Annotated in this window: 9 protein-coding genes; 2 read left to right on the top strand and 7 right to left on the bottom strand. The window is 69.6% G+C overall.

The window, feature by feature from the left end:
- The first annotated feature begins 82 nt into the window (after positions 1 to 82).
- Complete coding sequence (gene argJ / locus AX708_RS04540; RefSeq protein WP_233999611.1) at positions 83 to 1,237, top strand: bifunctional glutamate N-acetyltransferase/amino-acid acetyltransferase ArgJ; 1,155 nt, start codon at positions 83 to 85, stop codon at positions 1,235 to 1,237.
- Positions 1,234 to 2,028: an inositol monophosphatase family protein gene (locus AX708_RS04535; RefSeq protein ID WP_197425854.1), complete on the top strand. Its 795-nt coding sequence runs from the start codon at positions 1,234 to 1,236 to the stop codon at positions 2,026 to 2,028. Before argJ ends, AX708_RS04535 begins: the two co-directional genes overlap by 4 nt.
- Positions 2,029 to 2,381: 353 nt before the next feature.
- Here the strand turns inward: AX708_RS04535 and trxA are convergent, their stop codons facing one another.
- From trxA to AX708_RS04500, 7 genes are all read right to left on the bottom strand, one after another.
- On the bottom strand, positions 2,382 to 2,702 hold the full coding sequence (gene trxA / locus AX708_RS04530; RefSeq protein WP_066525447.1) for a thioredoxin: 321 nt from the start codon (positions 2,700 to 2,702) through the stop codon (positions 2,382 to 2,384).
- A 70-nt stretch (positions 2,703 to 2,772) separates the two neighbouring features.
- Positions 2,773 to 6,300 (bottom strand): double-strand break repair helicase AddA, encoded by a 3,528-nt coding sequence (addA, locus tag AX708_RS04525; protein WP_066525446.1) that lies wholly within the window; start codon positions 6,298 to 6,300, stop codon positions 2,773 to 2,775.
- The gene (locus AX708_RS04520) at positions 6,297 to 9,335 is read right to left on the bottom strand and encodes a PD-(D/E)XK nuclease family protein (protein WP_066525444.1); all 3,039 of its coding nucleotides are present in this window, start codon (positions 9,333 to 9,335) and stop codon (positions 6,297 to 6,299) included. Before AX708_RS04520 ends, addA begins: the two co-directional genes overlap by 4 nt.
- On the bottom strand, positions 9,328 to 10,044 hold the full coding sequence (locus AX708_RS04515) for a nucleotidyltransferase family protein (RefSeq protein ID WP_197425853.1): 717 nt from the start codon (positions 10,042 to 10,044) through the stop codon (positions 9,328 to 9,330). Before AX708_RS04515 ends, AX708_RS04520 begins: the two co-directional genes overlap by 8 nt.
- On the bottom strand, positions 10,041 to 11,030 hold the full coding sequence (locus AX708_RS04510; protein ID WP_066525436.1) for an aminoglycoside phosphotransferase family protein: 990 nt from the start codon (positions 11,028 to 11,030) through the stop codon (positions 10,041 to 10,043). The genes AX708_RS04515 and AX708_RS04510 overlap by 4 nt, the downstream gene beginning before the upstream one ends.
- Entirely contained in the window at positions 11,027 to 11,488 is a 462-nt protein-coding gene (tsaE, locus tag AX708_RS04505) for a tRNA (adenosine(37)-N6)-threonylcarbamoyltransferase complex ATPase subunit type 1 TsaE (protein ID WP_066525433.1), read from the bottom strand. Before tsaE ends, AX708_RS04510 begins: the two co-directional genes overlap by 4 nt.
- Positions 11,488 to 13,851 (bottom strand): PAS domain-containing sensor histidine kinase, encoded by a 2,364-nt coding sequence (locus AX708_RS04500; protein WP_066525431.1) that lies wholly within the window; start codon positions 13,849 to 13,851, stop codon positions 11,488 to 11,490. Before AX708_RS04500 ends, tsaE begins: the two co-directional genes overlap by 1 nt.
- Between the last annotated feature and the right edge of the window lie 57 nt (positions 13,852 to 13,908).

Below are 13,908 nucleotides of genomic sequence, written 5' to 3'. Positions count from 1 at the left end.
GGTCAGGTCGCAGCGGTCCCACCTCTTGTAACGCGCCCGCCCCTTCCCCGAGCTGCCGCCGATCGCAGGTGTCACCCTTCGCGTGGCGCGGGCGCGTTACAAGAGGTGGGACCGCTGCGACCTGACCTTTGCCGAACTCGCCGAGGGCACCAGCGTGGCGGGCGTCTTCACCAAGAGCGCCTGCGCTTCGTCCGAGGTCGAACTCGGGCGCGAGGCGGTGAAGCTCGGGCGTGCGCGGGCGCTGATCGTCAATGCGGGCAATTCCAACGCCTTCACCGGCTGGCGCGGGCGCGCGGCGGTCGAGGCGATCCGGGCGCAGGTGACAGAGGCGCTGGCCTGCTCGATGGACGAGGTGTTCGTCTCCTCCACCGGCGTGATCGGCGTGCCGCTGCCGGTCGACAAGGCGCAAGCCGGAATCGCCGCCGCACTGACAGCGGAGCCCTGCGGGTGGGAGGATGCCGCCAAGGCCATCGGCACCACCGACACCTTCACCAAAGGCGCAGGCGCAAGCGCCATGCTGGGCGGCGTCCGGGTGGAGCTGGCCGGGTTCATCAAGGGCAGCGGCATGATCGCCCCCGACATGGCGACCATGCTCGGCTACATTTTTACGGACGCCGAGGTCGCGCCCGCCTTCCTGCAGGAGGCGCTCGAGCGCGCCAATGCCGCGACCTTCTCCTGCATCACGGTCGACGGCGATACCTCGACCAGCGACACGGTGATGGTCTTTGCCACCGGCAAGGCCGGCAATATGCGGATCGAGAGCTGGGAGAGCGCGGGCGCGGATGCCTTTGCCGCAGCCCTCTCCGATGTGTGCCGCAACCTCGCCCAACTGGTCGTGCGCGATGGCGAAGGCGCGCGCAAGTTCATCACCATCCGCGTCTCAGGCGCGGCGAGCGACGACAGCGCGCGGCGCATCGGGCTTGCCATCGCCAACTCGCCGCTGGTCAAGACCGCCATCGCGGGCGAAGACGCCAATTGGGGCCGCGTGGTCATGGCTGTCGGCAAGGCGGGCGAACCGGCCGACCGCGACAGGCTCTCGATCGCCTTCGGTGGGGTCTGGGCGGCGCGGAACGGCGTGCCGGTCGAGGATTATGACGAGGCCCCCGTCGCCGCGCACCTAAAGGGCGAGGAGATCGACATCGCGGTCGATCTCGGCCTCGCGGAAGGTCGCGCCACTGTTTGGACCTGCGATCTCACCCACGGCTACATCGCGATCAACGCGGACTACCGGTCTTGAGCGCGCTGGATGACGAAATCCGCGACCTGATGCGGTTCGCCGCGCAGCGCTCGATGCTGCCGCGTTTCCGCAATCTCGCCGCGGGCGAGGTCGAGATGAAGGGCAAGGACGATCCCGTCACCGTCGTCGACCGTGAGGTCGAGGCGTTTCTCACCGAAACGCTCACCAAGCTCGCCCCCGGCGTGGCGGTGGTGGGCGAGGAGGCGGCTGCCGCCGATCCTGCGGTGCTCGATCACCTCAAGGGCCAGTGCTGGATCATCGACCCGCTCGACGGCACCGCGAACTTCGCCGAAGGCAAGGAGCCCTTCGGCATCATCATCGCACTCGCCGATGCGGGCGAGGCGGTCGCCGGGTGGATCTACGACCCCAACAAGGACCGCTTTTGCCACGCGCGGCGCGGCGAAGGGGCGTTCGTGAACGGGGAACGCATCGCCGCCCGCACCACCGGCCAGCAGCCACCCGTGACCGCGGTGAGCCGCATCTTCCTCACTCCCGAGCAATCGGCGATGGTCGACGCGAAACTCGCGCCGCATTACACGCTGGTAGACATCCCGCGCTGCGCCGCCGAGCAATATCCGCGTCTGGCGCTGGGCGAGAACGACATCTCGAGCTTCAAGCGCACGCTCGCCTGGGATCATGCGGCTGGGGTTTTATGGCTGAACGAGGCGGGCGGGAAAGCCGCACGCCTCGACGGCAGCGCCTACCGGGTAGACCAGCATGACGCGCCCGGACTGGTCGGAGCCTCAAGCCCCGAAATCTGGGACGCCTTTGTTGCCCGGGTGCTGGGCTGATCTTTCAATGCGCTCAAGCAACTGATAAAGGCGGCGCGCCCCTCAAAAGGGGTGCAACGACAGGAGGCCATCATGGCACGCAAGACCATCAACCCTGCCGACCTGCCCTGCTTTCGAGCGGACGTCCAAGCGGCGTAAGGGCTTCCCGAGCGAGACACGCGTCAAACGCGGCCTGCGCTTTGTCCATGGCGACAAGGAACTGGTCGAAAAGCTCGGTCGAAAAGATCCTTGCCCCTGCGGCTCGGGCAAGTGCTTTCAAGAAATGCTGCCTTGCTTCGGGCCGCTTTCGACGGGGCGGAGCGCCATGACTACTGGCGTTGAAAGAAGGGGCGCCGCGTTGGCGCCCCTTGATTTCAGAGCTCGCCTTCGAGCCACGCCTTCAATGCGCCCTTGGGCGCCGCGCCGAGCTTCTGCGCGACCGGCTGGCCGTTCTTGTAGAGCACCATCAACGGGATCGACTGGACGCCGATCGCAGCCGGGGTGTCGGTGTTCTCCATGATGTCCATCTTGGCGATCACGACCTTGCCGGCCAGCTCCTCGCTGATCTCCTCGAGCGCCGGGGCGATCATCTTGCAGGGGCCGCACCAGTCGGCCCAGAAGTCCACCAGCACGGGAGTGTCGCTATCCAGCACATCGGCCTGAAAACTCGCATCGGTCACATTGACGGTCGCCATATCCTGTATCTCCTTTGGCCGGAGCATAGGAGCGCCGGTCACACGAATGCAATCTAGTGCGCGGGGCTTTTCACTCAATATCGGGGAGCGGCAAGGATTGCTGCGGGGCCTGCAAGGCGTTCTTGTGTAACCCGAGGGTCTCGGGCGGCAGGTCGAACAGCACGGGCGCGTGGGTGTAGAGCACGCCCGCGCACACCTCGCGGCCCGGGTAGATGGCTTCGAGCGCCGCGACATAGGCGGCCATCTGCCTGAGGGTCGCAAGCGGGATGTCGGCGGCGCTGGCAGGCGGGCGGCGGGTGGTCTTGAAATCGACCACGGTGATGCGGCCGGGCTCGATCAGCAGGCGGTCGGCGGTGCCGGCGACGACCACGCCTCCCACGGTCGCGGCCAGCGGCACCTCGGCGAGCGCTTGGGCTGAGAAGATCGGGGCAAAGTCGGGGTGGTCGAGGACGGCCAGTGCGGCGGCGAGCATCTCGGCGTGCATCGCTTGCGGAAGATCGGCGGCCTGCCGTGCGAGCCAGCCCCGCGCGGCGGCGGTGCGGGCCTCGTGCGGGACGTCGGGCAGGCGTTCGAGAAGGGCGTGGATCAGGCTCCCGCGCCTTGCCGCATCGCGCGTGGCGGCCGGGTCGAGCGGCGGGGCGGCACCTCCCTCCTCGCCCGCAGCCGACGGGGCGAGCGGGCGCGGCGGGCGCGGCTCCTCGCCCACCGGGGTGGTGGCCCAGCGCGGGAGGGCGATGTCGGCGCTTGGGGAGGATGCGGCGTCCTCGGGCACCAGCGGCTCGGCGCGCTCGCCCCACTCCTGGCGGGTGCCCCAGACGGGGTCCTCGACGGGCGCAGCCTCGAACAGGGGCTTGAGGCGGGCGTACCAGCTGTCCTCGTGCGGCGCGCCAGCCTTGGCCTCGCGCTTGCCGAGCGAGCCGCCGATGAACAGCGCCTCCTCTGCGCGGGTCATGGCGACGTAGAGCAGGCGCCAGTGCTCCTGCATCGCCGCGGCGGCCTTGGCGGCTTCGGCCTCGGCGATGGGCCCCTTGCGCTCGTCCTTGCCGAGCGGCGGGAGCGGGACCTTGCGGGGGCGGTCGGGCTTGTGGGCGAGCGGGTCGTCCTCGAGTTCGAGATCCCCCGCCTCCCCCGGCGCGCCGGTGGCGTCGGCGAGGATGACGATCGGAGCCTGCAGGCCCTTGGAGCCGTGGACGGTCATCACCCTGACCTGCCCGGCGGCGCTGTCGGAGTCGCGCTTCAAGTCGCCGGTGCCTGCGTCGAACCAGGCGATGAAGCCGGCAAGGCTGGGCCAGTGCTCGGCCTCGTAGGCGAAGGCGGCGTTGAGGAGCTCGTCGAGCGGGTCGTTGGCCTCCGCACCAAGCCGCGCAACCAGCCGGGCGCGGCCCTGCCACGGGCCGGTCAGCAGCCAGGCGATGAGCGCCTGCGGGGTCTGGTAGTCGGCACGGCGCAGCAGGTCCTTGAGGCGTTCGGCAGTGGCGGCGACGAAGGCAGGGGCATCATCGCGCCGGAGGTGGTCCCACAGGCGCTGCCTCGGCTGGCGCGGGACGTGGGCGAGAAGGTCGTCCTGCGTCCACCCCATCAGCGGCGAGGCGAGGAGGTTGGCGAGCGAGAGGTCGTCCTGCGGCTGCGCGGCGAACCGCATCGCCGCCAGCACGTCCTTGACTGCCAGCGGCGCGCCAAGCCTCAGGCGGTCCACCCCCGCCACCGGCACGCCGCGCGCGTGGAGCTTGGCGACGATCTGGGCGGCAAGCTCCTTCCTCTGCCGGACCAGCACCATCACGTCGCCCGGCCCCGCATGGCGGCGGGTGCCCTTGGCGAGGACGAAGGGTTCCTCGAGGCTCACCCAACGTCGCACCTGCTCGGCGATCTTCCCGGCGAGCAGCGTGTCGTGGCGCGGCAGCCAATCCTGGCCGCTATCCTCGCCATCGTCCTCCTCCTCGACGGGATCGGCCTTGTCGGGCGCGACCGGCGGCCACAGAGTGACGAGGCCCGGCCGCTCGGCGCCCTCGTGATCGCGCGGAAGCGTGTCGAGCCCGAAGGCGTCGAACCCGAGCATCGCGATCACCCGGTTCACGAAGCCGAGCACGATCTGCGCAGTGCGGTAGGATGTGCGCAGGTCGAGGTCCCGCCAGCCCGGCTCGCGGCGATTGATGCGGCTCTGGCGGATGCCCTGCTTTGCGGCGTCGATGCGGGCGACGATGCGCTGCTTGGCGCGGGCAAAGTTCTCGGGGCTGGTGCCCTGGAAGCCGAAGATCGCCTGCTTGTAGTCGCCCACGGTGAAGATCGTGCGCAGCTTGTCGCCCCGCGCGCCCTCGCCCGCGAAGAAGTCGTCGATCAGCGCCTCGACGATGTCCCACTGGCTGCGGTTGGTGTCCTGCGCCTCGTCGATCAGGATGTGGTCGAAATGGCGGTCGAGCTTGTAGCGGATCCAGTCGGCGGCATCGGACTGGCCGAGCAGGTCGGCGGCCTTGCGGATCAGGTCGCCGAAGTCGAGCAGGCCCTCGCGCGCCTTGCGCTCCTCCCAGCGGACAGCGAAGGCGCGGCCGATCTCGAGCGCGGAAGTGACGATCTCGGCGCAGGCGAGAAGGGCACGGCGCTCTTCAAACTTGGCCACCTGTTCGCCCACCCTTTGCTGGTAGGAAACGAAATCGGGATCTGCCTTCACAGCGTGCCGCAGGTTGCCATTGGGCAAGAGTTCGCCGTTGAGCACTCCACCCACCAGACAATCCAACGCGCCCGCGCGCTGATGATGGTTGAGCTTAATCCACCTTTCTATGCCCGCGATAGACTTCTCGCCCGAAGGCTTGCCCCATTGCCTGAGTGCCTCAAGGATCGCCGCGAGCGCATCGTCAGGGAAGATGTCCGGGTGGAGTGGCTCAGCCGCCCAGTCCTCCCCTGCATCGGCGGGTATCCCCAGCGTCTGGCGCACCCGCGCACCCATCGGCGATTGCCAGCCCGTCGGCCCCTCCCACATCTCGTGGGCTTCGGCCGCGCGCATCAGCCACTTGTGGAGCGCGGCCGGGTCCTTGCGGGTGGTGAAGGTCTCCAGCCCGTCCAGAATGCGCACGTCATGCGTCCGCTCGGCCTCCTCGAACAAGTCGGTCAGCACCTCGCGCGCGAGCAGTTCGCGGCTGCGGTCGTCCATCACCCGCGTGCCGGGGGCGAGGTCCGCTTCCTCGGGGAAGTTGCCGATCAGGAACTGCCCGAAGGCGTGGATGGTGTCGATCCTGAGGCCCCCGCCCGGGCAATCGAGCACGCTGGCAAACAGGCTCCGGGCGCGCTCGAGCGTCGCCTTGCCGATGTCCGCACCAAGATAACCCAGCTCCTTCGCCAGCCGGACTTCATCGAGCCGCACCCAGCGCGCGAGCACCGCGTTGATGCGGTTCGCCATCTCCGCCGCGCCCGCCTTGGTGAAGGTGAGGCACAGAATCTGCGACGGGCTGACATCCTCGCGCAGCAGCAGCCTGAGCACGCGCGCGGAGAGCACCTGCGTCTTGCCCGTCCCCGCAGAGGCCGAGAGCCAGACATTGTCCTCGGGGTCCGCCGCTAGCAGCTGATTATCCTGAAGCGGGAAGACGAGACCGTTCCCGCCGCTCATGGTTTCGCCTCCGTCTCGGTAAGGCGCACCAGCCATTCCTCGAGCCGCATCAGCTGGTCGTAATCGGTATAGCCCTTGTAATCGGGGTTCTCGCGCGCCCGGAACGGCGTGCGGCCCCTGATGTATTCGCTGATGGCGAGTTGCAGCTTCTCGAGATGATGCGGCAGGAACCTGTCAGGTTCGAGCCCACTCTCACGCGAGGAATTCTTCATCGGGCTCATGCGCTTGCCGAAGCCCTCGTCCTTCTTGCCGAAGGACCAGTATTCGAACGCGGTGGCCGCGCCCTGCACCACCTTGCCCGTGTCTTTGTCGGCAAAGCGGCCACGTTCCGCGATCAGGCCGAGCAGCCCGAGTTGCAGGGCAAATCCCGCCTCGACCTCGGCTTTCGACGGCACACGACCGGTCTTGTAGTCGACGATCCCGAGCGTCCCGTCCGCGAGCCGGTCGATGCGGTCGGCGCGGCCCTGCACCTTGACGCTGTCTACCTCCATCTCGCCCGAAATCTCGGTGGCGAGCACGGTGCGGCCCTCGGCAGCATCCGCCTCGATCCAGCCCTCGAAACGTTGGAGCGCGGCGATCAGACGCGGTTGCCACAACGCGCGGAACAGCGGGTGGACGCGTTGGTCGCGGAACCACTCCGCCGCAAAGGGCGCGAGCGCGAGGCCGGGCTCTTTCTGCTTGGCCCGGTGCCAGCCATCAAGGATGTCGTGCACCAGCGTGCCGCGCAGCGCCGGGTCGCTGAACGGGTCCGCCGCCAGCGGATCGAGCCGCCGCAAATCGAGGATCGCCTGCGCATAGAACTGGTAGGGATCGCCCAGCAGGCGGTCGAGCGCCGTCACCTTGATCGCGACATCGCGCAAGTGCGGCGCCGGATCGGGCGCGGGGCGGGGATATTCGGGCGCGGCCGGACGCTGCCGGTCGAGATGGGGGAGGATCGCGGGGATCGTGCGCTCGCGGTGCTCCTTGTCGAGATCATCGCCCAGCAGCGCCTCGACCCGCAGCAGGAAGCGCGAGGGCAGCGTCGGCCCCTCGGCATCGCGCAGGCTCCGCGAAAGCACCACCTGCGGCGCGCCCATCGCGCCCGCCAGGTCATGCGCGGCAAGGCCGATGCGGAACTCGGCTCCCGGCACGCCCAGCGCGCGCAGAACCGCAGGTGCGAGCAGCGCGTCGGCACCGGGCGGCTGCGGCCAGCTCCCCTCGTTGAGGCCGCCGCAGATGACGAGGTCAGCGCGTGCCATGCGGGCTTCGAGCAAGCCGTAGATGGCGACGCGCGGGTGGCCGCCATAGCCGGGGCGCACCGCGACTGCCTCCATCGCATCGCGCAACACACCCGCGAGGTCGGCGGTCTCGATCGTGGTGCCGAGTGCCTCGGCTGTCCCGCGCAGGTCCTCGACCAGCTGGCCGAGAGCGCGGCCATCCTCGCGCTCCCAAATGGCGGTTTGGGCGAAGCTTTCGGCAGCGGCGGCGAGGCGTGACAGGGCCTCGGCCAGAGGGACGGTTCCGGGCCACTCGGCGAGCGGCGCGACAAGCGCCTCGGCCTCGTCCCACCATTCGGCGATCTTCGCCTTGGCTGCGGCCGCGCGCAGTGGCTCCATGCCGGGGGCAGGCGACGGCCCGCGCAGCTCGCGGTCGAAGGCGCGCAGGCCCTTGAGCCAGTCGGCGCGCACGAGGCCGTCCCAGCTCTTGACCAGCGGGTGGCCAAAGGCGGCGACGAGGTTGGCGGGATCGGGGCCGTTGGCGGCGATCTCGGCGAGCAACCCGAACAATCGCCCCGCCGGGGTCAGCGCCAGCGGGCGACCGGCCGAATCGTCGGCGGTGATGTGCCAGCGTTCGAGATGCTGGGCCACGCGCCGCGCCAGACCGCGGTCGGCGGTGACGACAGCGATGCGCTTCTCAGGCACGTCGAGCTGCTGGCGCACCAGCAGGGCGATCGCCTGCGCCTCCTCCTCGATCGTGGCGCTGGCGATCAAGCGCACCCCGTCGAGCCGCCGGTCCTTCGCTTCCAGAGTGCTCCACGAACAGCTCGCCTGCGGGGGCAGGAACAGCGCCGAGATCGCGCGGCTGCGCGCGGGGTCGGCAGCGGCGATCCCGCGGCGGTGCCAGGGCTGCACCTCGGCGCGGTTCACGCCCATGCGGTTGAGCAGGAGCTTCAGGTGATATTGCGGGTGCGTCACCGCGTCCTCGGCGCCGAACACCGGACCGCCGGGCTCTTCGGAGGCTCCCGCTAGCCCCAGCTCGGCCCACGCGGCAGCGTCCATCGCGAGGTCGAGGTCGGGCAGAACCACCGCGCCCTGCGGCAATTGGGCCACCACCCTGAGCAACCGCGCGAGCGCGGGCGAGGCGCTGGTGACGCCTGCGGCCATGATCGGATGCGGCGGGGACGTCTCGCGCCAACGCTTCGCCGCATGGTCGAACAGCAGGTTGCGGCGCGTTGCCGCATCGACCTCGCCGCGCGCTGCGAGCTCGTCCTGCCAGCGGACGTTGACCCGCGCGAACAGCCGGATCGCACGCTTCCAGTGCTCGGCAAGATTGCCCATCTGGTCGATCACCGTGTCGGCCAGCAGGTCTTCGACCTCTTTTTCCTCGACGAGCAACCGGTCCATCGTCCGCGCCATCTCGCGCGCGAGGTTGAGCCGCGCGCGGCCGGGGAGCGGGGACATGCCCTCGCCCGCGCGTTCCTCGGCGATCAGGCGGTCCAATGTCAGCCAGCGCCGCACCGGATCGCAGGCGGGCGGGATATCGGCCGCACCCAGCGGATCGAGCGCGGCGCCCAGCTTCTCATCAAGATCGAGATCGCCCACCGCAATCATGCGCGGCATCAGCAGCCCGCGCTCACCACTCTCCCCCGCATGGCGGATGAAGGCTTCCGACAGTGTGCGCGCGGCGCGGCTGCTCGGCACCAGCAGGGTCAGGCGCGCAAGGCCGAAGCCCTCCTCGCGGTAGCGCGGCACGAGGCCCGCCACCAGCGCATCGGCAAACCCGCGATGCGCGGCGATCGAATAGACAAGCGGCCCGGGTGCGCGCGGCTCAGCCACCCGCCAGCGCTTCCTCGGTCGGGCGGATCATCTGCGGCGTGCCGACCTCGAACCACAGGCCGGTAAAGCTGATGCCGTAGAGCCGCCCCTCGGCGATGGCACGCTCCCACAGCAGCATGGTGCTGAACGGCCCCTCGGGCGCTTCGCGCAGCAGGCGGTGGCTGACGAGTTGGATGCCGGTGTAGATGAAGGGCGCGATCCGCCCCGGCCGGCGACGCGAAAGGCGGCCCATCGGGTCCATGTGGAAATCCCCTGGCCCCTGAAAGTTGCAGGCGCGCGCATGCGGAACGACGAGTAGCAGCGCGTCCATCGCGTCCGGGTCCCAGCGGCGCGAGAGATCTTGGAAGGCGCTCTTGGGGCCGTCGAGCCAGATGTTGTCGGCATTCAGGGCGAAGAAGGGGTCGGGCAGCTGCGGCAGCGCCTTCACCATCCCGCCCCCGGTCTCGAGCAGCTGCGCGCGCTCGTCCGAGACGCTGACCTTGGGGTTCTGCCGCGCGAGCACGTGCGCTTCGAGCGCGTCAGCGAGGTAGTGGACATTGACCACCGCCTTCGCCACCCCCGCCTCGGCCAGGCGATCGAGCGCATGGTCGATCAGCGGCTTGCCCGCGACGCGCACCATCGGCTTGGGCTGGCTCGCGGTCAGCGGCCGCATCCGCTTGCCGAGCCCGGCGGCAAGGATCATCGCGGTGTCGGAGGCGAGATTGGTCACGCGGCGAAGGCTCCGTGCCTGAGGCGCAAGGCATCGGGAATGTTCGCCTCGAACCACGAAGCGACGGGCGCGAGCGCAGGGTGCGCGAGGTCACGTTCCAGCGCCGCCCATACGCGCGGGATCATGGCGAGATATTTGGGCTTGCCATCGCGCCGGTCGAGCCGGGTGAAAATGCCCACAATCTTGGCGTTACGCTGCGCGCCGAGGGTTGCGTAATCGGCGAGGAAATCGTCGCCGACGCCGCCCACGGCGCCGACATAATGCACCAGCATGTCCGTCTCGAGATCGGCCGACACGTCGCGCCGCGCGTCCTGCAACAGCGAGACGAGGTCGTAGGCGGGGTGGCCGACAAGCGCGTCCTGGAAGTCGATCAGCCCTTGGGGCGCGGTCGCCTTGCCGCCCAAAAGCATGATGTTCTCGGCGTGATAATCGCGGAGCACCGTGACGCCGGGGTTCTGGCGCGCGAGCACGGGGGCCATCACTTCTTCCCACGCCTTGGCATAGCCCGCAGCGTCGACTTCGAGGCCCTGCGCGGGGCACCACCACTCGGTCAGCAGCGCCGCCTCGCGGGCATAGACCGCCATGTCATAGGGCGCGAAGGGACCGGACGGCAGGCGGTGGAGCGCGGCGAGCGCATCGACCGCTGCTTCGTAGGCCGCGCGCTCCTCGCCCGGGTGCTCGTCGAGCCAGTCGCGCATCCGGTCATTGCCGAAATCCTCGGTCAGCACCCAGCCTTGCGCAGCATCCTCGGCGAGGATCGCTGGCGCGCGCATGCCATGGTGGTTCAGCCAGTGCGCGACATGGAGGAAGGGCGCGGGGTCCTCGTGCGGCGGGGGCGCGTGCATCAGCATCGCGCGCTCGCCGCCGGCGCGCGTAAGGCGGAAATAGCGCCGGAACGAGGCGTCGCCGGGCAGCGGGGCCACCTCGGCCTCGCTCCAACCGGCGCTTTCGACGAATGCGGCAAGACCTTCGGGCAACTGGCTCATGGCATCCGCCCTACCCAATCAGCCCCGCCGCGGGCAATCGCAATCCGCCCGCCTTCCCCGCTTTCTCCGACCGGTTCGAGGCTGATGGCAAGGCACCCCGGCTCATGCGTGAATCCGCCTGCGTGATCGGGCCATTCGGCAAGCAGAACGGCGCCCTCGCGATAATCGTCGAGCCCGATTTCGGCGAGCTCGGACGGGTCTTCCAGACGGTAGAAATCGGCATGCACCACCGCCACGCGCAAGGGCGGCGCAGCATAGGACTCGATGATCGTGAAGGTCGGCGAAGGCACCTCGCCCGCGTGGCCAAGCGCCGCAAGAATCGCGCGGGCGAGCGTGGTCTTGCCCGCCCCCAGCCCGCCTTCCAGCGCCACCACGTCGCCTGCGCGAACCTGCGCGGCGATGCGCGCGCCATAAGCCGCCATCGCCGTCAGATCGGGGAGAGCCTCGCGCGTCTCCATCACGGCAGGCGAATCGTCGCCGTCGTTCCAGCGCCCTTGCGGCTGACGATCTCGAGCGTCCCGTCATGGCCCGCGATCAGCTGGCGCGCGAGCGGGATGCCGAGCCCGGTGCGGCGTTCGGAGGCGCCCTCGCCGCCGGGCTTCACCCCGCCCTGCGCCACCGCGAGCTCCTGCGCGCTCATGCCCCGGCCATTATCGGCGATGCTGATTTCGACATTCCACCCGGCGTCGGCATCGCTCGCGCGCCTGATCTCGATCACGATGCGGCCGCCATCGGGCGTTCCGGCGATGGCATTGTCGAGCAGGTTGCCGACCGCCCGGCCCAGCTGGCGCGGATCGGCCTCGATCACCCGGCCCCGGCGGCCCTTCAAGTCGAGGCTGAGGCCCGCCGCGATGATCGCCTGCTCGCGCTCGCGCACTAGCGTGGTCAGGAAATCGAGCACGTCCAGGCGCTCCTTGCGGATCGGCAGCAGCCCGGCCTCAGACTGCGAGAGGTCGAGCACGTTCTCGACCTGCTCGGTCAGCCGCTCGACCGCGGCGAGGATCGCGTCGACATATTCGCCCTGCGTCGCCGCATCGCCCGCTGCCCCGCTCTTGAGCAGTTCGGCATAGCCGCCAATCGTGGTGAGCGGCGTGCGGAACTCGTAGCTCATGTTGGCGAGGAACTTCGCCTTCACCGCGTCCGCCTCCTCAAGTGCCTCGGCGCGTTCGCGCAGGGCTTGCTCGGCCTTCTGCGAGGCGGTGATGTCGAGCACGGTCAGCAGCCCATTGCCATCGGGCAGCGGGATCCCGGCAAAGCGCAACGTGCGCCCGTCGGCCAGCTCCACCTGCCCGCCCTTCTCGCGCCTGTCGAGCGTCGCCGCGCGCACCGCCGCCCCGATCATCGCCGCCTCCGCAGGGTTCACGAGGTTGCGCCCGATCGCGTTCAGGAGTTCATCGGCGCTGGGGTGCCGGTCGAGCAGATCCGCGGCAAGGCCCCAGGTGCCGGCAAAGCTGCGGTTCCAGAGCTGCACCGATCCATCGGGGGCGAAGATCGCCAGCGCCTCGAACAGGCTGTCGAGCGTCGCCGTGCGGGTGCGCAGCAACGTGTCGCGCACCGCGGAGAGAGCGAGGCTTTCGGTGCGGTCCTCGGTGATCAGCACGAGGCCGCCGTCGGGCATCGGCTGAGCGACGATGCGCAGATGCGTGCCGCCGGGCAGCGGCCAGGCTTCCTCGATCGCGGCCTGCATCCCGAACCACGCGGCGCGCTCGCGGCGCCATTCGGGGAAGTCGCGCACCTCGGGCGTGCGGCTGCGTTCGCGCGCCTCGGCGAGGAAACGCTCGAAGGGCGTGTGCGCCTCGATCGCCTCTTCGGTCAGGCTGAACAAGCGGCGGAACGGGCGGTTGGCGAAAGTCAGGCGCTCCTCGGCATCGAACAGCGCCACCCCGACCGAAAGCTGGTCGAGCAGCGCACGCTGGGCATCGCGGAAGGCACGGAACTCGCGCGCGACCTGCTGCTGTTCCTCGATGTCAATGGCATAACCCGCGACCCCCTCCTGCCCGAGCGGCAGATCGGACACGCGCAGGGTGCGGCGCGCACCGTGGATGGTGGCGGCAACGATGCGCTCGGACGCTTCCTGGCCTTGCAGGCTGGCGCGGGCGATATCGGCGGGCGAGCGGCCTTCCTCGAGCTCAAGCAGCTCGATCTGGCCCTGCACCACCTCGGCCGCGCTGGCCGCGCCGACCGCATCAACATAGGCCTGGTTGACGAGCTGGAGCGTGAGATCGGCGCCGCGGAACCACATCGGCATAGGCGCGGCCTCGATCAGGCCGACGAGCGCGGCAAAGTCTCCGGTGGCGCGCGCGGCGGCGGCGCGCAACCGGGCCATCTCGGCGTGGCTTTCGGTAAAGTCGAACACCCACACCAGCGCCGCCCCGCCCGGCGAGACCTGCGGATCGGCGAGCGTGCCATAGAGTGCGAGGGAGCGCTGCGAGCCGGGCAGGTTGATCGCCATCCGGAACGGCGCGGCGCTTTTCTGGGTGGTCTGGATCTTGCCCCAGAGCTGGTCGAGCTGCGCCTGCGCGAGCCCGCCTTCCTTGGGATTGCCCGAAGGCGCGGCGAGTTCGGAGAGGTATTTGGGCATGGTCGCCAAGCCAAGCATCCGCGCCAGCCGCTCGGGCGCCTCGATCCGCCCGTCGACCCTGACCAGAAGCGGCAAGGCGGGGGCGACATCGAGCAGGGTCTGCATCCGCTTGACGCTTGTGCGCAGCGCCTTGGCCCGGCGCGCGCTGCGGTTGGCGCGCAGCACGACAAAGCCCGCCCCCACCGCCCAAGCGGCAAGAACGAGCGCAATCAGCACCAGCGAGAGCGGCGAGAGGTCCATCGCTCAACCGCTATGCGCGTGAGCGAACGAGTGCAACGGGAGACCTGTCTCTTATAC

Source organism: Erythrobacter sp. CCH5-A1 (genome assembly GCF_001557115.1).
Taxonomy (GTDB): Bacteria; Pseudomonadota; Alphaproteobacteria; order Sphingomonadales; family Sphingomonadaceae; genus Erythrobacter.
This window is presented reverse-complemented; position numbering and strand designations above follow the sequence as displayed.

Excerpts from the sequence above, each read along its gene's own strand:
- trxA (WP_066525447.1), bottom strand. The coding sequence starts at position 2,702 with ATGGCGACCGTCAATGTGACCGATGCGAGTTTTCAGGCCGATGTGCTG.
- addA (WP_066525446.1), bottom strand. The coding sequence starts at position 6,300 with ATGAGCGGCGGGAACGGTCTCGTCTTCCCGCTTCAGGATAATCAGCTG.
- AX708_RS04510 (WP_066525436.1), bottom strand. The coding sequence starts at position 11,030 with ATGAGCCAGTTGCCCGAAGGTCTTGCCGCATTCGTCGAAAGCGCCGGT.
- tsaE (WP_066525433.1), bottom strand. The coding sequence starts at position 11,488 with ATGGAGACGCGCGAGGCTCTCCCCGATCTGACGGCGATGGCGGCTTAT.
- AX708_RS04500 (WP_066525431.1), bottom strand. The coding sequence starts at position 13,851 with ATGGACCTCTCGCCGCTCTCGCTGGTGCTGATTGCGCTCGTTCTTGCC.